This is a genomic window from Neisseria mucosa, assembly GCA_003028315.1.
Lineage (GTDB): Bacteria > Pseudomonadota > Gammaproteobacteria > Burkholderiales > Neisseriaceae > Neisseria > Neisseria mucosa.
In genome coordinates this window covers 1,508,664-1,529,623 of sequence record CP028150.1, presented here as the reverse complement: position 1 = coordinate 1,529,623, position 20,960 = coordinate 1,508,664, and the positions used below count along the sequence as shown (strand labels likewise).

The following is a 20,960-nucleotide window of genomic DNA, read 5'->3' as shown; positions in this document are numbered from 1 at the left end:
GTCGGAATTGGGGAGGCTGATTCAAGGTCGTCTGAAAATGAAATCTGATGGTTTCAGACGACCTTGCGAGCTTGGGGAGCTTTATTCCAAAGATTTGAATTGCCGTCGGAAATATAATAAAGCCGGAGGATGTGTGCCGGAATTTTTGATTTCGTTGATTTCAACGTAAAAGATAAAATGCGTCCCGATTTCGTGTTGTGAAACGATACGTCCGTGCAGATGCGCCAGTGCGTCTTCGACTTCAAGTTGCCCGGTTTTGCCCCTGTTCCAAATATGGTAGGCAAAGCGTTCTTCAGGGGAAAGCCCAGTCAGGCCGGCAAAGTGTTCTGCGATGTCCTGTTGGCTTTCGGACAGGGTATTGATGCACAAGTCGCGGTTTGTCTGAAGAATCGGAATGATTGCCGCCTTGCGGTTGATGCAGAGCATAATGGTCGGCGGTTCGTCTGTAACGGGGGTAACGGCAGTCATGGTAATACCGTAACGGCCGGATTCTCCATCGGTCGTGATAACGTGTACGCCTGCGGCGCAGGATGCCATGGCATCCCTGAACGGATGCTTGAGTGTGTATGCCGAATCTGTCATTCGTCGTGCTTTTTATTTCAGGTGCTGTTCAATTTTCGACAGCGCCGTCAGCAGCTCTTTGAGTTCGAGCATTTTTTCTTTGGAAAGCACTTGCTCAATGGCATCGTAACGTTCGTCCACTTGCGCGCCGATGGATTCGAAAAGTTTTTCTCCTTCGTTTGTCAGCTTCAAATAGACGCGGCGTTGGTCGTTGGACGGCTTCAGACGCACGACGAGGCCTGCTTTTTCCAAGCGGGTCAAAATGCCGGTCAGGCTGGGGCGCAGGATGCATGCTTGATTGGCAAGGTCTTGAAAGTCCAATGTGCCGTTTTCGGCAAGCAGGCGGATGATTCGCCATTGCTGGTCGGTGATATTGGCTTGGTTCAGAATAGGACGGAATTGGGTCATCAACGCTTCCCGCGCTTGAATCAGGCCGATGTTAATAGACGCATGTTTGGATTGGTTGGGCATGAGGGGTCTCCGTTGTTACCGATAAACAAACCTTTGAAGCGTGGAGGCAGATTTGTAAAGGCTGTATTGTCATTATAAGAGCCCTGTGAAAGCGGCGGATGCGTGGGAGCAAAGTATCAAACCAAAAATCAGATAACATTCCGTAAGTTTGTTTTGATAGTAATGTTCCGTATTTTCTTATGTTTGTATATTAGTCTATTTTTGACATAACCTCAACAAAATCATCAGTTGCGCTGGCAAGGGGCGGTTTATTTTTTCAATAAACGAATATTTACTTCGCAGGGTCATGTACTGCGCAGGATTTGAGTTCTTTATATATTAAAGGATTTAACAGGATAGCATTAATAGAACAGATCCGATATGAAAATTCTGGTGCGCAATCCCCAATAAGTGTTGATTCCTGAGGTAAAGTGAACCATTTTTCCGTTTTTAATCAGGATAATGCTCGGGGTAACGGAAACTTTCCATTTTTGCGCCAAGCGTCCGTCGTTGTCGTTGACCGTAGGAAAGTCGAGATGTTTTTCCGACATATAGGTACGGATATGCTCATCCGCACCGGAGTGCAGGGCAATACCGACAACAGGAATGCCGTCTTCGGCAAGCCGGGAAATAGTAGGCGAGGTATAGGCGCAGATATGGCACCAGTCTCCCCATACATAAAGGACGGCGGTACGGTTTGTACTAAGTAAGGCAGGTGTCAGCGTTTCTCCTGAAAGCAGGTGCAGCGGTTCGGACGACATTTGCACGGGCGGTTCGGGTTTGCGCCACCAATCAGCAACGGCCGATAAGAAGGCGAAAATGACTATTGCCTGTAAAAAGGATAAGGAGAGTGATTTGATGCGTGATGGCAGGCGTTTCATTTTTGAGGGATGAGGAGAGGAAAAAAGGGGATGATACTTTGTTTTGATGCAATATTTCATAAAATTACCTAATGGGTCGTCTGAAAAAACGGATGATGGGAAAGGTATAACTGGATTGATAAAACATTAATTACATCAAACTACATTTTTGATATAATTCGGGTCGCAAACCTTTATCCAACCGTAACAGAGGAAAAACCATGGGCATTAAAGTCGCCATTAACGGATATGGCCGCATCGGCCGCCAAGTATTACGCGCCATCTACGATTACAACCTGCAAGACCAACTTGAAGTCGTCGCTGTCAACGCCAGCGGTAGCCTCGAAACCAACGCCCATCTGACCAAATTCGATACCGTCCACGGCCGCTTTAATGCTGACATTTCCCACGATGCGACCCACCTCATCATCAACGGCCGCAAAATCCCATTCTTCTCCACCCGCAACCCTGCCGAACTGCCCTGGCGCGACTTGGGCGTGGACTTGGTGATGGAATGCACCGGCTCGTTCACCAGCAAATCCAAAGCCAATGTCCATCTTGAAAGCGGCGCGAAAAAAGTGCTGATTTCCGCACCGGGCGAGGCTGATGTTGACGCGACCATCGTCTACGGTGTGAACGACGACGTGATTACCGACGACATGACCGTCATCTCCAATGCTTCCTGCACCACCAACTGCCTCGCCCCCGTTGCCAAAGTATTGAGCGAAAACATCGGCATCGTCAAAGGTGCGATGACCACCATTCACGCCCTGACCAACGACCAAACCGTGACCGACGTGCGCCATAAAGACTTGCGCCGCGCCCGCAGCGGTGTGGAAAACATGATTCCGACCAAAACCGGCGCGGCAAAAGCCGTCGGTTTGGTCTTGCCCGAATTGAAAGGCAAACTCGACGGCCTTGCCATCCGCGTGCCGACCGTCAATGTTTCATTGGTGGACTTGAGCTTCCAAGCCGCGCGCGATACGAGTGTCGAAGAAATCAATGCGCTGATGAAGGCCGCCTCAGAAGAAGGTCGTCTGAAAGGCGTGTTGGGCTACAACACGCTGCCGCTGGTGTCTATGGACTTTAACCACACCACCCAAGCCAGCACCTTTGATGCGACGCTGACCAAAGTAACCGACGGTAATATGGTTAAAGTGTTCGCCTGGTACGACAACGAGTGGGGCTTCAGCTGCCAAATGCTGAACACTGCCCGTCGTATGTTCGGTTTGGAAGTGCGCCCGTTTGAATAAAACGGATTGTCGAAGATGCCAAAAGGTCGTCTGAAAACCATGATTGGATTTTCAGACGACCTTTTTTATTTATCTGCTTGTTTTCGTTCCGGATTGAGCCAATGCCATTGCTCGCGCAATGTTTGTTCCAATGCTTTTTGTTTTTCTTTGGGATTGTTCAGTCCGTGGGTAATACGGTTGTAGTCGAGTGTAACGGACGGATTAGCGACATTGCCCCGTATTTTGATCGGTATGGGTTTGGCGGAAGGATTGAGTGTGTTACGGATAAGTAGGTTCTCGGATAGTTCTTGCGTATTCAGATCGGTGTAGCCGTTGCTGACTATGTGTAAATGTTCGGAAAACAATTCGGTATTGATGTGGTGGCTGATGCCCTTGTCTATTTCGCTATTGAGGGTAAAACGGTGGAAAGGGGTTTGAACATGCTCGCCGCTGGATTGTTGTGCGGAAATACCGTTTTTGAGGATGTTATTTATATCTATACCTTTCCATGCCCCATCCAAAATATTGAGGGTCAGCATCCCTTGTAGGGATTGGATAAGTTGTTTGCGGTTGTTACCCCGTGCTGTCAAATCGATGATGGCATCTCCGTTGCCGCTGAAGCTGTGAAAACCGAACAAATCTTGCAGCAATGGTCGGATTTGTACGTTTTGGGCATCTTGTTGGAGATGGTAGGTAGGCGGAGTTGTGTTTGCCATACTGATACCGCCTTCTGTCTGACCGCCGTAGAGACCCGCTTTAAAATGGCTTAGGGTGATATGTTCTTTGTCGGCATTCAGCAGGGTTTCAATATTGTCCAGTTGCAGGCCGGGTATTTGGATATTGCCGATTTTGATACTGGCATCAATTCTTGGGATTGGGCCGTTGTTGAGGATTGCAGGGTAGCCTGATCCGGAGTTTGCCTGTATATCATCCCAATAGGGGAGCAATGAGAGTTTTTGCAGGGCAATCCCGGCTTCCAAAAGAGGTGTTTGTTCTTCCGTTGGTTGATATTTGAAGACAAGAGCAAGGGGTTGGCGGTCGAATGTGCCTTTGAAATCCCCTTGCCAGTTTTCTTTGCCGTTCCAGTTAAATGAGCCGGTTAATTGGCTGATAAAGCGAGGATTGGGTAGGCGGTTGACCGTATCCTGCAATGTGGTCAGATTGATTGAAGATGATTGCAATCCTTTGTTTTGCTGCCACAGCAGAGGGCCTGTCAGGGTTAAATTGGTCTGATGGACGGCATTTTTGTTGCTGGCGTTGAATTCAAAGTTATCCAATGTGGCAACGCTGGTGCGGATGCTTGCTTTGTCGAGTTTGAATGAGCCGTTCCATTGGCTTTCCGGCTTGCCTGCTGTAAATGCACCATTAAGTGATGGAATATTCAATACATTGTTTTTCAAGGATAAATGGGGAATTTGCGCGGTCAGGTGAAAATTTTGGGTAGGATTATCCGTACGCAGACTGAGGTTGTCTGCTTGTAGGGAGTTGTTTTCAGACGACCACGTCCATGTGCCGCTTCCATCAGCGGACAGTTTGTTTTCTTTTTCAGCAATAGATGCTTCCCAAAGTAAATTGGGAATGTTCCATCCGGTTTCAGAGGCATTAAACACGCCGCTACCCTGCCATTGGATGGGTTGATTTGAGCGGCGCAGGCTGCCGTTGATTTTGAAGGGACGGCCGTCAGCCCCGTTGTTGCGGATGTTTAGATAAAAATTGTCGATAATATGTGTTTGCCCTGCGATGTTCATATGCAGAGAGCTGTTTTCTATAATCAGACGGTTTAAAGAAGTAGGGTGGGAAGGATGTAACAGGTCTTGCAGGTTCCATTTGCCGTCATCGGTGCGCGATAACACGGCATCTGCACCTGTAATAACCCATTTTTCGATGACCGGGTGATCGTTCCACAGGCTGCTCCAGCCCAAACCGATATGGGTCTCTTTGATATGTAAGGCAGTTTGGTTGCTTTGAGGTTGGGTAATGGTAACGTTTTTTAGGGTAACGGTAGGACGGGGAAACCAGCTTCGGCGGATGTCGCTGCTGAAGCGGATATTCCGCCCCGTTCCGCTGAAGGCGTTTTGTACGGAAGCTTCGATTTGTTCGGGGGAAAATAGGGCATAAACCGATGCATACAGGGTGGCTGCGGTGCAAACGAGAAAGATGACCGCAGTTACGGCTGTTTTCAGCCAAAATTTTCCTGAATTAAGCAGAGGATTTTTCATGCGTAAAGGCAATAAGGTAACATGGCTGAAAGTATAACACATGACATTTGGGATGGTATGGATGGGGGATTAAGGGTAAATGTAAGGTGTGAGTGGTAGGCCTTGTGGTGGGACAGGTCGTTTGAAAGCAGTAACGCGTCAAGAGGTAAATCTTATCTTAATAATGTAGTGATAATTTTATGGATAAAATAAAGAAAAGTATCAAAAGTTCTGTGTAATTACTCTAAGACTTTATCAGTCATTGCAGCTGTTTGATTTAGATTTGGCTGTTTCCGATGCTGTATGCTGGTAGAAATCAGTATCAGAAGTATCAATATAGCCTGTAACTAATATTGAGTCCGTATGTGGCTACGGGTGTGAGGGATAGAAGCCTTTACGCGATATTGAAGGATTGGGTGGGTGAATCCTACTTCAGAGCAAAACGTATCTGGGGGAAAATCGGGTACAGTGTGAGTGAAAAACTATCGTTTTCAGAATAGACCTCTTGCGAAAATATTCATCCCATCGCATTAACCAGTCCTGCAATCAGATTTGCCCTTAACCCGAACCGTTTCCGCCTGTTGCGGTAAGGTAGCGACAAGATTTTGAATATCTTAATTTTTCTGTTGATGTGCTCGATGACGGTTCTGAGTTTGCCTAACCACCTGTTCGCCTCTTTATCCTGTTTGTTCAGCGGATGATGTTTAGATTTCTTTTTCGGGGTCTGTAATCCGGTTTTAGCCAATCCTTGATAACCCCTATCCGCAATGACTATTTTGTAGGGATAAAGCTCTGCAAGGTGCTTCTTGGCTAAACGCATGTCATGCTGAGCACCCATCCCCGTCTGGATGCTGATGATTTTTTCAGTTTCTCTGCCGTATATGACTTGGATTTTAACCGTGTGTCGCTTTTTCTTGCCGCTGTAATACTGCCGCTGTTTTTTTGGGACGTTCAATCGGGCTTTCGGTAACGTCAATGATGACCGTTTGATCGCCCGGATTCTTGTGTTTTGGCAGGGAAAAGCGTTTGCAACGAATGAGAGCGTCCTCAGTTTTACGGATGGTGCGGCAGACATTACTTTCAGAAAGACCGTAGATAGCGGCCAATTCGAGTTGGGTATGATAATGGCGCAGATAACTTAGGGTAAGCAGCAGTTGGTCTGCCAAACCGAGCGTATGCGGCCTGCCCGACTTGACCTTCCGGCTTTCTGCTTCTGTGGTGACTTGCAGCATTTCATGAAAAAGGACGGGCGTTACACCTGTGAGCCGTTTGAATTCCCTGTCGCTTCTTTGGATTAGGTTTTCGTATTTCATTTGGGAATTGTAAATCTTCAGGATACTTTCGCAAGAGGTCTAATATTGAAACGTTGGGGTAAGGTTTATGCCAAGATTGTTTCCATCCCTAATCACTCCTAATTCTAACCAAACACCTCCTTAATTCTCCCCGGATACCTGATAATGAGGCATCCGGGCCGCCTTTTAGGCAGCAACAGACATACTTAGCCTGTTGGCGGATTTCAACAGGTTCAAACACATCGCCTTCAGATGGCTTTACGCACTCACTTTGAGCAGCCTGAAATAGGCTGCCTGCGTGTAGCGGAATTTACGGTGCAGCGTACTAAAGCTTTGTTCAACCACATAACGAGTTTTCGATCAATATCGGTTACGCTTCATTTGAGCTTCCGTCTGCGGGTGGTTGCGGTGGTCTCGGAGGTAACGGGTTTTTTGACGATTCAGGTATTGTTCGATCGGGTGCCAATCAATCACCTGATCCACCTTCAATAGTGGGAAGCGGTCGATGTGTTTGGCAATCATGGCTTGTGTGGTTTGCTGGAAGAAGGTGCTCATGGAAATCCCCTAAATGTCTTGGTGGGAATTTAGGGGATTTTGGGGAATTTTGCAAAGGTCTCAAACCCTGAAAACCTCGTCTGGTAAATGCCAAAGGTACATAAATCACTTGACCGATTACATTGGATTACGTAAAGTATGCGGCGTTCTTTTAAATTGGTATTACCAATTTATTTGATAATTACTCTCAGATTAAGGTTCGATATCTCTCTCGCATCCGACATCATTAGAAAAAATTGATAAACAACGCCGATTTAAGGATTCACCATGGCACTATTCCTCAGCATTTTTCCCATCATCCTGCTGATTTGGCTGATGGTTAAGAAAAACAGTATGCCTTCCTACATCGCGCTGCCGATTACCGCCGCGCTGATTTACGCCATCAAGCTGTTTTATTTCAAAGACGACGCTATGCTGCTCAACGCAACCGCAGCGTCCGGCCTGGTTTCCACACTGACGCCGATTACCGTGATTTTCGGTGCGATCATGTTCAACCGTATGATGGAAACCACCGGCTGTATCGATATTATCCGCAAATGGCTGGCGACCATCAGCCCGAATCCTGTGGCGCAACTGATGATTATCGGCTGGTCGTTCGCCTTTATGATTGAGGGTGCATCCGGCTTCGGTACGCCTGCTGCGATTGCCGCCCCGATTCTGATGAGTTTGGGTTTCAACCCGTTGAAAGTGGCGATTTTTACGCTGGTTATGAACTCCGTACCGGTATCTTTCGGCGCGGTGGGTACACCGACTTGGTTCGGTTTTGCGCCATTAAACCTGAGTCCCGAAAACATCTTGGCTATCGGCAGACAAACCGGCGTGATGCACTTCTTCGCAGGTTTCGTCATTCCCGTCATCGGCTTGAGCTTCATCGTGCCTTGGTCTGAAATCCGTAAAAACTTAGGCTTCATCGGCATCGCCGTCTTCTCTTGTACCATTCCTTATGTCGCATTGGCGATGGTCAACGAAGAATTCCCATCACTCGTTGCCGGCGCAATCGGCCTGATGGTATCCGTATTCGCAGCCAACCACGGCTGGGGCTTAAGCAAAGACCATCCGAAAGACCCGAATGCCGAAAAAGTACCTTTCGCCCAAGTCGCCAAAGCACTTGCCCCTCTGGGTATGCTGATCGGTATGCTGGTCGTTACCCGTATCAAACAGCTCGGCATTAAAGGCCTACTGACCAGCAAAGAAGAATGGTTCAGCTTCCAACTGCCGTTTGATTTGAGCAAAATCACCGTCAGCGACTCTTTGACCATTACCTTCGGCAACATTTTCGGACAAGGCGTCAACGCGTCCTACCAAACCCTCTACGTTCCCGCATGGATTCCGTTTGTCTTTACCGTTTGGATTTGTATCCTGCTTTATAAAACCAAATTCAAAGACGCCTGGGCTTTCTACGCTGCAACGTTCAACCAAACCAAAAAACCGCTGCTTGCCTTGATGGGCGCGCTGATTATGGTTCAACTGATGATGGTTGGCGGCGACGACTCCATGGTGAAAATCATCGGTAAAGAGTTTGCCGCGATGGCAGGCGAACACTGGGTTTACTTCTCCCCTTACCTTGGCGCTATCGGTGCATTCTTCTCCGGTTCGAACACCGTATCCAACCTGACATTTGGTCCGATTCAGCAACAAATCGCCCTTGATACCGGCCTGTCCGTGACCCTCATCCTCGCCCTGCAATCCGTCGGTGGCGCAATGGGCAACATGGTCTGCATCAACAACATCATCGCCGTATGTACCGTACTGGACGTGAAAAACGCCGAAGGTGCGATTATCAAGAAAACCGTCATCCCCATGGCGATTTACGGTGTGATTGCTGTCGCCATAGCAATTATTTTCTTCCCTCTAAGGTAAGAACCTTGTAACGCAAGAAGAGGTCGTCTGAAAAAATGTTCAGACGACCTTTTTCTTTTGTCCTTCCGGTACGATGTTTTGTTACAATATTCATAACCATACCGATAAGCACAAGCTGCAATCCAAGGAGAAAACATGAAAACCGCTATTGTCGATTACGGCATGGGCAACCTGCATTCCGTCCTCAAATCCGTACAGGCCGCGCAAGCCTTGTCGGGCAAAGCCGGTGAAGTTTATCTGACCGACCGCCCCGAAGACATCCTCGCTGCCGACAAAATCATTTTCCCCGGTCAGGGTGCGATGCCCGACTGTATGGCTGCATTGAGGCAAAGCGGTTTGGGCGAGGCAGTGGAAGATGGATTGAAAAACAAACCGTTTTTCGGCATCTGCGTCGGCGCGCAATTATTGTTCGAACACAGTGAAGAAGGCGATACCGCCGGACTGGGTTGGTTTAAAGGCAGGGTCAAACGCTTCTCCGCCAATCAAACCGATGAACACGGAGGTCGTCTGAAAGTGCCGCACATGGGCTGGAACACAGTACGCCAAACCCGCCCGCACCCGCTGTTTAAAGACATCGGACAAGAAACGCGCTTTTACTTTGTACACAGCTACTACTTCGCCCCAGAAGACCCTGAAACCGTCCTTGCTACCAGCGAATATCCGCACGAATTTGCCTGCATCGTCGGCAAAGACAATGTCTTCGCCACCCAGTTCCACACGGAAAAAAGTCACGACGCAGGATTGTTGCTGTTACGCAATTTCTTGGACTGGACAGTTTGAAAAGGCTTGCACTTTGATTTTTATAAATTAATCGGGTCGTCTGAAAAGAATTTTCAAGCGATTTTGATCAGGATTATGCATTACTGCCAACTTAAATTATTCAAATATGCTAAAACTCGATAATTTGTGTAAAATACATTCCGCATAAGGATAGGACTCCCATGCTGCTGATTCCCGCAATCGATTTAAAAGAAGGCCGCTGCGTGCGCCTGAAACAAGGTTTGATGGAGCAGGCGACGGTGTTTTCCGATTCGCCCGCCGAAACTGCGCTGCATTGGTTCAAACAAGGCGCGCGCCGTTTGCATTTGGTGGATTTGAACGGTGCATTTGCCGGCGTTCCGCAAAATTTCCCCGCCATCAAGGACATCCTCGCTGCCGTTGCCAAAAACATTCCCGTACAGCTGGGCGGCGGGATACGCGACTTGGAAACCATTGAAAAATATTTGGATTTGGGATTGAACGACGTCATTATCGGTACGGCGGCGGTAAAAAATCCCGACTTCGTGCGCGAGGCGTGCAAAACGTTTCCGGGGCAGATTATTGTCGGGTTGGATGCCAAAGACGGCATGGTGGCGATAGACGGCTGGGCGACTGTAACCGAGCATCATGTGATTGATTTGGCGAAACGTTTTGAAGACGACGGCGTCAACAGCATTATTTACACCGACATCGGCCGCGACGGCATGATGAGCGGCGTGAACATCGACGCAACCGTCAAACTGGCGCAAGCCGTCGCCATTCCGGTTATCGCGTCGGGCGGTTTGACCAATTTGGACGACATCCGCGCTTTGTGTGCCGTTGAGAAACACGGCGTGGCGGGTGCGATTACTGGTCGTGCGATTTACGAGGGCAGTATTGATTTTGCCCAAGCGCAGCAGTTGGCGGATTCGCTGGCATAAGTTGGTGTAGCGAAACTCACTGCGCTCGTTTTCAGACGACCTTATTTAAAAACGACCATCCAGGTCGTCTGAAATGACCAAACGTTTTCTTACTCACTTGTTCCGCTGTTTTCAAACAATATAGCGGGGCGAAGATACAAAATAATCGGTTGAACCTGTTTGCTTTCATTGTTGTCCTGTCTTCACAGGCAGGACAAAAGATGGGTTCGTCCATTTTTCTTCACAATAAAAGGCGGCAGACCGCCGAATATTGTTTGGGACTCACCATCCCACACTCACTAGTTTTATTTACTTTTCAAGGGGTATTTCATGTTTGAAGCATTTATTTTGGGCTTTTGGATTATCTGGTCGTCCGGCCGCAACGTGCGCGCCGTCAGCGAAGGTTTGGGATTTACCATTATCGCCATTCTCGTCCGTCAGCTTTCCGCGTTCGATATGCCGATGATCGACACCTATTGGATGGTGTTTAACGGCGCATTGTGGGCATTTGCCAGCACAGTGTTTTATATCGTCGGACGCTTCAGCGGTAACTTTATGACTTCCTGCGTATTCGCCGCCATTGCGGGCGTCGGCTATTTCCAACTGCTCCAACACCTGCCCAAATGGGTTCACAACTGGCTGGCGTAACACCTGCCTTGCCGGTATCAATGATTTGAAAGGTCGTCTGAAACGGATTATCCGTTTGGGTGGAATCCGTTGTATAGGTTTTAGCGAAACCCGCTTCGCTCACTTTCAGACGACCTCATTCCTAGGTTTGGAAAGGCATTCAAAATGGCACTGGCAAAACGCATCATCCCCTGTCTCGACGTTAAAGACGGCCGCGTCGTCAAAGGCGTAAACTTTCTCGGTTTGCGCGATGCGGGCAATCCCGTCGATGTCGCCAAACGCTACAACGACGAAGGTGCGGACGAGTTGACCTTCCTCGACATCACCGCCTCCTCCGACAACCGCGACACCATTTTGCACGTCATCGAAGACGTTGCCTCACAGGTTTTCATTCCGCTGACCGTCGGCGGCGGTGTACGCACCGTAGCCGACATCCGCCGCCTGCTCAATGCCGGTGCGGACAAAGCCAGCATCAACACCGCCGCCGTCACCAATCCCGATTTAGTCAACGAAGCCGCCGGATTTTTCGGCTCGCAAGCCATCGTCGTTGCCGTCGATGCCAAAGCCGTCAATCCCGAAAACACCCGCTGGGAAATTTTCACCCACGGCGGGCGCACGCCGACCGGCTTGGACGCAGTCGAATGGGCGGTTGAAATGCAGCGGCGTGGCGCGGGCGAAATCCTGCTCACCAGCATGGACAGGGACGGCACGAAACAAGGCTTCAACCTGCCGCTGACCCGCGCTGTCAGCGAAGCAGTCGACATTCCCGTCATCGCCTCAGGAGGCGTCGGCAATGTGCAGCATCTGATTGACGGCATCAAAGAAGGTAAAGCCGATGCCGTGCTTGCCGCCAGTATTTTCCACTTCGGCGAAGTCAGTATCCGCGATGCGAAGCTCGCCATGCGCGAAGCCGGAATCGAAGTGCGGCTGTAAGTTGAACTTGATTGGCTCAAGGTCGTCTGAAAACGAGCGCAGCGAGTTTCGCCAAAACGAGCGCAGTGAGTTTCGCTAAAATAAATAAGGATACCGAATATGGATAACAGCCTGCTTGAAGCCGTCAAATTCGATGAGAAAGGCTTGGTCTGCGCCATCGCCCAAGACCGGCAGAGCCGCCGCGTGCTGATGGTCGCATGGATGAACGCCGAAGCCCTGCAAAAAACCGTAGAAACCGGTTTCGCCCACTATTACAGCCGTTCGCGCCAAAAGCAATGGATGAAGGGCGAAGAATCGGGACACACGCAAAAGGTTTACGAATTACGCCTCGACTGCGACGGCGACGCCATCGTGATGCTGATAGACCAAAACGGCGGCATCGCCTGCCATACGGGACGCGAAAGCTGTTTCTACAAAGTTTGGAAAGACGGCGCATGGCAGACGGTTGATGCCGTGTTGAAAGACGAAAAAGCCATTTATGGGCATACGCATCCTTAGAGGTCGTCTGAAAACGAGCGCAGCGAGTTTCGCCAAAACGAGAGAATCGAGTTTCGCTAAAAATCGGGCGGATGATTGTCTGTTGTCAGAAACAGCGTTACGCGAAGCCAAGCAAGCCGATGCTTTATCCGAATAATCCTTATCCTTCAAAGCCGAAAATCCCATGACCAACACCATCCTCTGCCAAATCCAAAACACCATCGACTCCCGCAAAAGCGGCGATCCCGAAGCATCCTACGTTGCCCAGCTTCTGCACAAAGGCGAAGACAAAATCCTCAAAAAAGTCATCGAAGAAGCGGGCGAAGTCCTGATGGCGTCGAAAGACGGCGGCGGCGAACACCTCGTTTACGAAGTTGCCGACTTATGGTTTCACACTATGGTTCTCTTGGCGCACCATGGTTTGCGCGCCGAAGATGTCGTCAACGAGCTTGCGCGCCGTCAAGGTTTATCAGGCTTGGCGGAAAAAGCCTCTCGCAAAGAGTCTTGAATTTATATTACAATCCGACCTTATTCGTTTTTCTGCCGTCTGTTTGACGAAACGCGCTGCACACGTTTTAGCGAAACTCGCTGCGCTCGTTTTCAGACGACCTCGGAGCCATTATGGACAACTGTATTTTCTGTAAAATCGCCGCCAAAGACATTCCGGCGCAAACCGTGTACGAAGACGACGAGATGTTGTGCTTCAAAGACATCCGCCCCGCCGCGCCGGTTCATCTGCTGCTGATTCCGAAAGTCCATTTCGACTCGCTGGCACACGCCGCGCCCGAACATCAAACCCTCTTGGGCAAAATGATGTTGAAAGTCCCTCAAATCGCCAAAGCGGCAGGTTTGACCGACGGTTTCAAAACCCTGATCAATACAGGCAAAGGCGGCGGGCAGGAAGTGTTCCACCTGCATATCCACATCATGGGTACGCCTGCGTAAACCAACATTTCAAATATCCATTTTCAACTATATCAAGGATTTATTATGGGTAGCTTCTCTCTGTGGCACTGGATTATCGTATTAATCATCGTTGTTTTGGTTTTCGGTACCAAAAAACTGCGCAACGTCGGCAAAGACCTCGGCGGTGCCGTGCATGACTTCAAACAAGGTCTGAATGAAGGTACCGACGGCAAAGATGCCAAAAAAGACGAAGTCATCGAACACAAAAAAGACGAAGACAAAGCATAATCTATGTTTGATTTCGGTTTGGGCGAGCTGCTTTTAGTCGGCATCGTCGCCCTGATTGTACTCGGCCCCGAGCGTCTGCCCGAAGCCGCCCGCGCCGCCGGACGGCTCATCGGCAAGCTGCAACGCCTCGTCAGCAGCGTCAAGCAGGAATTCAACACCCAAGTCGAATTGGAAGAGCTGCGCAAAGCCAAACAGGAATTTGAAGCCGCCGCCGCACAAGTGCGCGACAGCCTCAAAGAAACCGGTACGGATATGCAGGACAACCTGCACGACATTTCCGACGGACTCAAACCTTGGGAACGCCTGCCGGCGCAACGCACGCCTGCCGATTTCGGGTTGGATGAACACGGCAATCCGCTTCCTTCGTTAAGCACGGAAGTTTCAGACGACCTGTCCATTTCCACGTCGTCTGAAAACACTATGGCGCAAGCAGGCAATCCGACGGATGCCGTCGAAACCGACACGCCTGCAGAATCCGAACAAGACCGCGCATGGCGCGAATACCTGACCGGCAGCGCCGCTCCGGTTTCCAATGCCGTAGAAGTCAGCTATATCGACACTTCCGCAGACGCGCCCGTGCTGCATATCACCTCCCTCAAAAAACAAGCGATGAACCGCAAGCGCGACCTGCGCCCGAAATTTCATGCCAAACCCAAACTTCGCGTCCGTAAAAAGTGAGTAAACCGGTGTCCGAACCTCAAAACGAACAACCCGTCCAACCTCTTATCGAACACCTTATCGAGCTGCGCCGCCGCCTGATGTGGATCGTCATCGGCATCGTCGTCTGCTTTCTCGGCATGATGCCGTTTGCCCAGCAGCTTTACACCTTTGTTGCCGAACCATTGATGGTGAATCTTCCCAAAGACACCAGCATGATTGCCACCGACGTCATCGCACCGTTTTTCGTGCCGGTGAAAGTGACGCTGATGGCGGCATTCCTCGTTTCCCTGCCGCACACGCTCTACCAAATCTGGGCATTCGTCGCGCCCGCCCTCTACCAAAACGAAAAACGACTGATCACCCCGCTTGTCCTCTCCAGCGTCAGCCTGTTTTTTGTCGGCATGGCGTTTGCCTACTACCTCGTTTTCCCCGTCATCTTTAAATTCCTCGCAGGCATCACCCCCGTCGGTGTCAACATGGCGACCGACATCGACAAATACCTGTCCTTTATTTTGGGCATGTTCGTTGCATTCGGCACGACTTTCGAAGTCCCCGTCGTCGTCGTCCTGCTTGCCAAGATCGGCGTCGTAACCACCGAACAACTCAAAAACGCACGACCCTACGTCATTGTCGGCGCATTCGTCGTTGCCGCCATCATTACCCCGCCGGACGTGATTTCCCAAACCCTGCTTGCCGTACCGCTTATCTTGCTTTACGAAGCAGGTATCTGGTGCAGCCGCTTTGCCAAACCCAAATCGGACAAAACCGACGAACACTCGCCCCTTCCGCCCGCAGAAACTTAAATCAGCCTGCAATGGAGAGCGTAAATATTAAAAGGTCGTCTGAATTGTTTCAGACGACCTTTACTACGTTTAACAAAGTGCTAAATGACTGCTAATTTTGCCGTGTTTAAATACACCCATCAAAACCCCAATGACACATTTCGAAAGGAAGTCGAACATGAAAAAATTATTATTGACCGCCATCGTCGCTTTGTCCGCTGCTGTCGCAGGTGCCAACGATTACATCGAACACCAAATTTACAGCGACAAAAATTTTGAACAAAACCGTACCAAAGCCATCAGAATGCTTGAACAACGCGGTTACCGCGTTCACGACATCGACGCCGACGACTATCGTGGCAGAGCCGTATTGGACGTAGAAGCCTACAAAGGCGGACGCGAATACGACATCAAATTGTCTTACCCCGACTTGAGAATCATCAAAGAGCGTATCGACTACTGATAAACGATACGTTACAACTGCCGCAAACTGCCCGTTTGGCGGCAGTTTTTGTTGAAGGGGAACTTGGATTGCCGACTTAATCATTACAAACATGATTATCCCAATAAGTGTAATGTTTTTATCGATAATGTATGACGTTATGTAAATTCCCCGAATCAGAGGAACTAAAAAACGCTTTTCCCTTTCCATTTAAATTGATTCACTCAAACGGAGGATAAACATGGATTTCCACGATAAAAATAAAAAAGGGCAAGAGCCGCAAAATACGGTTTCTGACTGGGAGAAACCTTTCGAACGACCCGATCCCGATGCGCCGCAGCCTGTTTCCGAAGTTTGGGAAGACTCAGAATCTGAAACGGCAGACCATCAACAAGACAGCAATGCCGAAGAGGCCGTGACGGATAACATCATCCTTGAAGGCATTGAGACGTCGTCTGAAAAGCCCAAAAAGAAAAAGAAAGACAAAAAAGACAAGGCGAAGAAGAAAAAACAAGCCGCCGATGCGCCGCCTTCCGATCTTTTGGGTACGAACAAAGGCGTGGAAACCATGTTCCGCAACGCTGTGCGTTCGGAGATGGAGCTGCTCGCGCTGGCGGCGACCAAGGCGAACATTATGATTTCGCTCAACGGTTTTATCGTGTCTGCGCTGATGATTTCGGGCGCATTTATTTTTTCATCGTCACCCGAATTTCTGATTCCGGCGAGTACGTTTATGATTACCGCCGCCGCGTCCATCGTGTTCGCGCTGCTGTCCGCTTCGCCCGAACGTATCGGCAAAATGCAGGCGGCGCGCGCTTGGGTTAAGGATTTCTTCCGCGGGCGCGCCAAACTGCGTGATTTGAGAACCCGCCTCAGCAGCACCCAAACGCGCTTTTTCAGCGGCAGCCAGCCCAATATCCTGATTTACGAAGACCGTGTGAAGGTGCAAAAAGACCAATATTGGGAAATGATGCAGGAGATTATGGGCGACCGCAAACAAGTCTATCAAAAGATGAGCGATCATCTTTACTGGCTGGGCTTGCTGGCGGACAAACAATTCAAATACATCAACCTGTCCTATGCCGTATTCCGTTGGGGGCTTTTGGCTTCGCTGGCGGCGTTTATCGGCGTGAAGACGCTGCCTTCGCTGCTGACCCAACCCGCCAACAATGCGGCAGAGCTGCGCTCTTTGGGTATTAATATGTTCAACGGCGTGTACGAGCCATCTGCCGTGCAACAGCTTCCCGACGGCAAACTGTTGATTGCAGAAGACGAACCGAACCATGCGTTCAGCATCGTCAGCATCGATCCGTCAGGCAGATTTATCGAAGACGAGGCCTTGGATACGCGCGTGATCACCGGCTTCAAACGCCGCCTAAGCGACTTGGAAGCATTGGCGCGCGACGATGAAGGCTTTATCTACGCGCTCACTTCGCATTCGCGCACCCGCAAAGGCAACCGCTCGCCCGACCGCGAACACCTGATGCGCTTTAAAATCCAAGACGGTAATGTGTTGGGGCTGACCAGCTACGACAATCTGACGCAGGTTTTGGAAACCGACCACAAATTGCACGACCTCATCAGCGAACGCACCAAAGCCGAAGTTTCCTTTGAAGAAATCAATATCGAAGGCATGGCGTTCGACCCTGTGAAGAAACGCCTCGTCTTGGGCTTCCGCGATCCTGAGTTCAACAATATGGCGCTGGTGGCATTCATCAGCAACCCGAAAGACGTATTCGAGCGCAACGCCAAACCTGAGTTTGACGAAGTCGCCATCCTCGACATCGACGGCGGCGGTATCCGTTCCATCAACTACGACCCGGTGTTGAAAAACTACGTCATCGCCAACGAAGTGAAGGATGAAAACGGTCAGAAATTCTCGCAACTGTGGACTTGGAGCGGCAACCCGACCGACGAACCGCAAAAAATCTCCCTGCCCAACCTGCAACACATCACCAACGTCGAAGCCGTCGATTCGATTACGGTCAACGGCAAGCCACAGATGATTCTGATGGGCGATGAAGGCAATGCCTCGCAGAAAATTACTGCCAAATATATGTTGGTGGATTACAGCCAGCTTGGTAAACAGTAGTTTTAAAGCTGATTAAAGGTCGTCTGAAACTGAGGTTTAAGGTTTCAGACGACCTTTTATATTTGTGGCTTTGGGTTGTTGGTTGGAGGAGGAATGATTGCCGTTTGTCCTATGCTTTTTAATTTTTTTAGCAAGATTTTTTGTTAACTCATGAAGAAAAATTCGATTTAAGTCAAAAAAATAACTGCATTTTTCTCTTTCTGTTGTTTTTTGGTCAATATTAAATTGAAGGCAAAAGTTGAGGAGGAGGTAATAAGGGGGATTAAAACAAAAATAAATTTCAAACATTTATGCTTATTGAGTTGATATTTTTTGTGAGATTTTTGAGGGTGAATTCTACTAAATAGATATTTACGGAATAAATTGTTACTAATTGTTAAATATTCCTGGTGATTTGCCGATTATCCTGATATTATACCGTTCATCATAAATATACCGATTATCTTCGATAAGAGCCATTTATCGAGGAAGTGTTTCCGGATTTATCTGGTTTTTTGTGGAGTTACATCATGACGACTGTTGCTATCGATATTCAACCTCAATTCCGCTTTACCTGCATGGCAGCCAATGCCAACCATTTCCTGCATCAACCGGAAAACATGGTTAAAGAATTAAACCGTCAGGCAGCTATCGCAGATAAGCGTATTTTGGTCGAGAACGTCAATATTGATCCGGAGAGTATTTGCGCCGCAGTCGTTAAACGCAACGGAATTATGTTTGCGCGGGAAAGTGGCTATTTTAGCCAGTGTGCAGGCGGTTGCCGTGGTGCAAATTTGCTGGATGGTTTGCCGGCATCTGCTGATTATGACCATGTAATCGAATTAGGCGGGGAGAATGGTTTTGGTGCATGCTTCCATGATGATAACGAAGCCCGCAGCACCGGTTTGATTGAATGGCTTTATGCAGAAAAAGCAGATACTGTCATTATCGGCGGTTTGGCAACGGAAGAAGCAATCAGCCGTACCGCCGAACAATTATTGTGGTACAACGACAGCCTGCACATTATCGTCAATCTTGCCGCATGCCATGGCTATGCACCTGAAAGTACCATTCAGGCTGTCTATAAAATGCGTAAATCCGGTATCTCTGTTGTCAGCAACGCCGAAGAGATTCCCGAACAAATGCTCCGTTATGCTAACGAAGCTTGGTTTAAAGTGTCGTAACCTCTTGCTATCACTCCCAGCTGCAAGAGTTTTTCAGGTCGCTTTTAGCGGCCTGTTTTTTTGGGTTATATGGTATGAATGAGAAAAGGTCGTCTGAAAGTGTAATTTTTGTTTTCAGACGACTTGAGGCAAGGTGCTTATGGATAAAATATACGGTGATAAAAGCCAAGCGGTCCTTGTCTCTGTAATATTTTATGATACAATATGCTCTTTCTCTTGAGGGTCTGTAGCTCAGGGGTTAGAGCAGGGGACTCATAATCCCTTGGTCGTGGGTTCGAAACCCACCGGACCCACCAAATATCGAAGCCTGGACAAATGTCCGGGCTTTTTCTTTTGTGCTTTTTATCATGGCAGTGTTTGTTTGAAATAAAATATCAAAATTACCTATTTTTTGTATTTATGTTTATCTAAAAAACAAAATCTCAGATTTTTTATTCAATATTGTCTTTTTAAGCGCACCTTATGTGCGAAATTTTGAAGCAGGCCATTATGGTTGTGCTATATGCAGTTACGCTTTGTTACAATGCGGTCTCTTCACATTTCTTAATACAATAATCATGAATCATCCGGTTTCTTGGTCTTCCAAACTTGGTTTTGTGCTTGCTGCGGCAGGTTCGGCAATCGGCTTGGGTGCAATTTGGAAATTCCCGTACACCGCGGGGACAAACGGTGGGGCGGTGTTTTTCCTGCTGTTTTTGCTTTTTACGATTTTGGTGGCATTACCTGTGCAGCTTGCCGAGTTTTATATCGGCAGGACGGGCGGTAAAAATGCCATCGATTCTTTCAAGACCCTGCGCCCGGGTTCGCAATGGCCGTGGGTGGGGCGTATGGGGGTTGCAGCCTGCTTTATCTTGTTGTCTTTTTACAGTGTCGTCGGTGGCTGGGTGTTGAACTACGTTGTCCATAGCTTTACCGGAGAAATCCATGCGGGTGCGGATTTTGAGGCATTATTCGGTGCGACCATTTCCAGTCCTGAAGGGTCGTTGTTTTATCAAGGGCTGTTCATGCTGATTACCATTTGGGTGGTTCAAGGCGGTGTGTCCGACGGGATTGAAAAAGCAAACCGTTACCTGATGCCGGGCCTGTTCATCCTGTTTATTGTTTTGGCTGTCCGTTCACTGACGCTGCCCGGGGCGATGGAAGGAGTATCTTTCCTGCTGAAACCCGACTGGTCGCATTTGAAGCCGCAAACCATGCTTACGGCTTTGGGTCAGGCATTTTTTGCGTTAAGTATCGGCGTGTCTGCGATGATTACTTATGCGTCTTATTTGGGTAAAGACCAAGATATGTTCCGTTCAGGCAATATCATTATGTGGATGAACCTTTTGGTTTCTCTGCTGGCTGGGCTGGTTATTTTTCCGGCGGTATTTGCTTTCGGATTCGAACCAAGTCAGGGGCCGGGTTTGATTTTTGTTGTTTTGCCTGCCGTGTTCATGAAAATGCCGTTGGGGCAGATTTTGTTTGCCGTCTTTATGCTGTTGGTGGTGTTTGCGACGCTGACTTCGGCGTTTTCGATGTTGGAAACCGTCATTGCCGCTACGATTCGTCAGGATGAGGGTAAACGCAGCCGCCATACTTGGCTGATTGGTACGGCAATTTTTATTGTCGGTATTCCCTCTGCTTTGTCTTTCGGTGTTTGGGGTGAGTTTAAAATCTTCGGAAAAACCGTTTTCGATTTGTGGGACTACCTGATTTCGGCAGTCATTATGCCGATTGGCGCATTGAGCGTTGCTGTGTTTACTGCGTGGATTCAGGATAGGGAGTCCGTATTGGCGAATGCCGGTGCAGGCAGCAGCGTTCCCCAAACCATTATCCGTCTTTGGCTGATGGTGTTGCGCTATGTTGCACCTTTGGCGATTGTTGTTGTATTTATCAATTCTCTAGGCTTGATTTAAAAACTGTCCCAAAATGGCAAAGGTCGGCG

At 48.9% G+C, this 20,960-nt stretch carries 21 protein-coding genes, 1 tRNA gene and 1 pseudogene; 17 read left to right on the top strand and 6 right to left on the bottom strand.

What is annotated here, in order from left to right; genetic code table 11:
* Nucleotides 1-81 precede the first annotated feature (81 nt).
* The 3 genes from hpaC to NM96_07665 form a co-directional block, all read right to left on the bottom strand.
* The gene (gene hpaC, locus NM96_07675) at nt 82-582 is read right to left on the bottom strand and encodes a 4-hydroxyphenylacetate 3-monooxygenase, reductase component (GenBank protein AVR79224.1); all 501 of its coding nucleotides are present in this window, start codon (nt 580-582) and stop codon (nt 82-84) included.
* A 12-nt stretch (nt 583-594) separates the two neighbouring features.
* Nucleotides 595-1,032: a homoprotocatechuate degradation operon regulator HpaR gene (hpaR, locus tag NM96_07670; protein ID AVR79223.1), complete on the bottom strand. Its 438-nt coding sequence runs from the start codon at nt 1,030-1,032 to the stop codon at nt 595-597.
* 341 nt (nt 1,033-1,373) lie between these two features.
* Complete coding sequence (locus NM96_07665; GenBank protein AVR79222.1) at nt 1,374-1,892, bottom strand: protein disulfide oxidoreductase; 519 nt, start codon at nt 1,890-1,892, stop codon at nt 1,374-1,376.
* A 200-nt stretch (nt 1,893-2,092) separates the two neighbouring features.
* On the opposite strand from NM96_07665, the gene gap reads away from it, so the two are divergent.
* Nucleotides 2,093-3,124, top strand: a complete 1,032-nt coding sequence (gene gap / locus NM96_07660) for a type I glyceraldehyde-3-phosphate dehydrogenase (GenBank protein AVR79221.1) — start codon at nt 2,093-2,095, stop codon at nt 3,122-3,124.
* 65 nt (nt 3,125-3,189) lie between these two features.
* On the opposite strand, the gene NM96_07655 is transcribed toward gap, so the two are convergent.
* The 3 genes and pseudogenes from NM96_07655 to NM96_07645 form a co-directional block, all read right to left on the bottom strand.
* Nucleotides 3,190-5,364 carry an AsmA family protein gene (locus tag NM96_07655; GenBank protein AVR79220.1) on the bottom strand — a complete coding sequence of 725 codons (2,175 nt, stop codon included), beginning with the start codon at nt 5,362-5,364 and terminating at the stop codon, nt 3,190-3,192.
* Between the two features lie 454 nt (nt 5,365-5,818).
* A protein-coding gene (locus NM96_07650) for an IS5/IS1182 family transposase (protein AVR79219.1) occupies nt 5,819-6,614 on the bottom strand; the annotation gives its coding sequence in 2 pieces (ribosomal slippage) (nt 5,819-6,247 and nt 6,249-6,614; 795 coding nt in all).
* A 165-nt stretch (nt 6,615-6,779) separates the two neighbouring features.
* Nucleotides 6,780-7,148: pseudogene (locus NM96_07645) on the bottom strand (hypothetical protein).
* A 267-nt stretch (nt 7,149-7,415) separates the two neighbouring features.
* Between NM96_07645 and NM96_07640 the strand changes: the two are divergent.
* The 16 genes from NM96_07640 (at nt 7,416) to NM96_07565 (ending at nt 20,931) form a co-directional block, all read left to right on the top strand.
* A complete protein-coding gene (locus tag NM96_07640; protein ID AVR79218.1) occupies nt 7,416-9,008 on the top strand; it encodes an L-lactate permease in 1,593 nt (530 codons plus the stop codon).
* A gap of 135 nt (nt 9,009-9,143) precedes the next feature.
* Entirely contained in the window at nt 9,144-9,788 is a 645-nt protein-coding gene (locus NM96_07635; GenBank protein ID AVR79217.1) for an imidazole glycerol phosphate synthase subunit HisH, read from the top strand.
* A gap of 161 nt (nt 9,789-9,949) precedes the next feature.
* A complete protein-coding gene (locus NM96_07630; GenBank protein ID AVR79216.1) occupies nt 9,950-10,687 on the top strand; it encodes a 1-(5-phosphoribosyl)-5-[(5-phosphoribosylamino)methylideneamino]imidazole-4-carboxamide isomerase in 738 nt (245 codons plus the stop codon).
* Nucleotides 10,688-10,996: 309 nt separating this feature from the next.
* Nucleotides 10,997-11,314, top strand: coding sequence for a multidrug transporter MatE (locus tag NM96_07625; protein AVR79215.1), 318 nt, complete (start codon nt 10,997-10,999; stop codon nt 11,312-11,314).
* Between the two features lie 144 nt (nt 11,315-11,458).
* Complete coding sequence (locus NM96_07620; protein ID AVR79214.1) at nt 11,459-12,226, top strand: imidazole glycerol phosphate synthase subunit HisF; 768 nt, start codon at nt 11,459-11,461, stop codon at nt 12,224-12,226.
* Nucleotides 12,227-12,325: 99 nt separating this feature from the next.
* Nucleotides 12,326-12,724 carry a phosphoribosyl-AMP cyclohydrolase gene (locus NM96_07615; GenBank protein ID AVR79213.1) on the top strand — a complete coding sequence of 133 codons (399 nt, stop codon included), beginning with the start codon at nt 12,326-12,328 and terminating at the stop codon, nt 12,722-12,724.
* 163 nt (nt 12,725-12,887) lie between these two features.
* On the top strand, nt 12,888-13,211 hold the full coding sequence (locus tag NM96_07610; protein ID AVR79212.1) for a phosphoribosyl-ATP diphosphatase: 324 nt from the start codon (nt 12,888-12,890) through the stop codon (nt 13,209-13,211).
* A 113-nt stretch (nt 13,212-13,324) separates the two neighbouring features.
* Nucleotides 13,325-13,648 carry a histidine triad nucleotide-binding protein gene (locus tag NM96_07605; GenBank protein ID AVR79211.1) on the top strand — a complete coding sequence of 108 codons (324 nt, stop codon included), beginning with the start codon at nt 13,325-13,327 and terminating at the stop codon, nt 13,646-13,648.
* Between the two features lie 45 nt (nt 13,649-13,693).
* Entirely contained in the window at nt 13,694-13,897 is a 204-nt protein-coding gene (locus NM96_07600; protein ID AVR79210.1) for a twin-arginine translocase subunit TatA, read from the top strand.
* A 3-nt stretch (nt 13,898-13,900) separates the two neighbouring features.
* Entirely contained in the window at nt 13,901-14,575 is a 675-nt protein-coding gene (gene tatB / locus NM96_07595; GenBank protein ID AVR79209.1) for a twin-arginine translocase subunit TatB, read from the top strand.
* Between the two features lie 8 nt (nt 14,576-14,583).
* Nucleotides 14,584-15,360, top strand: a complete 777-nt coding sequence (tatC, locus tag NM96_07590; GenBank protein ID AVR79208.1) for a twin-arginine translocase subunit TatC — start codon at nt 14,584-14,586, stop codon at nt 15,358-15,360.
* A gap of 157 nt (nt 15,361-15,517) precedes the next feature.
* Nucleotides 15,518-15,802 (top strand): PepSY domain-containing protein, encoded by a 285-nt coding sequence (locus NM96_07585; protein ID AVR79207.1) that lies wholly within the window; start codon nt 15,518-15,520, stop codon nt 15,800-15,802.
* Nucleotides 15,803-16,022: 220 nt separating this feature from the next.
* Nucleotides 16,023-17,873: a hypothetical protein gene (locus tag NM96_07580; GenBank protein ID AVR79206.1), complete on the top strand. Its 1,851-nt coding sequence runs from the start codon at nt 16,023-16,025 to the stop codon at nt 17,871-17,873.
* A 509-nt stretch (nt 17,874-18,382) separates the two neighbouring features.
* Entirely contained in the window at nt 18,383-19,036 is a 654-nt protein-coding gene (locus NM96_07575) for an isochorismatase (GenBank protein ID AVR79205.1), read from the top strand.
* Between the two features lie 220 nt (nt 19,037-19,256).
* Nucleotides 19,257-19,332 (top strand) — tRNA-Met (locus NM96_07570).
* Between the two features lie 261 nt (nt 19,333-19,593).
* Nucleotides 19,594-20,931 carry a sodium-dependent transporter gene (locus NM96_07565; GenBank protein AVR79204.1) on the top strand — a complete coding sequence of 446 codons (1,338 nt, stop codon included), beginning with the start codon at nt 19,594-19,596 and terminating at the stop codon, nt 20,929-20,931.
* The last annotated feature ends 29 nt before the right edge of the window (nt 20,932-20,960 follow it).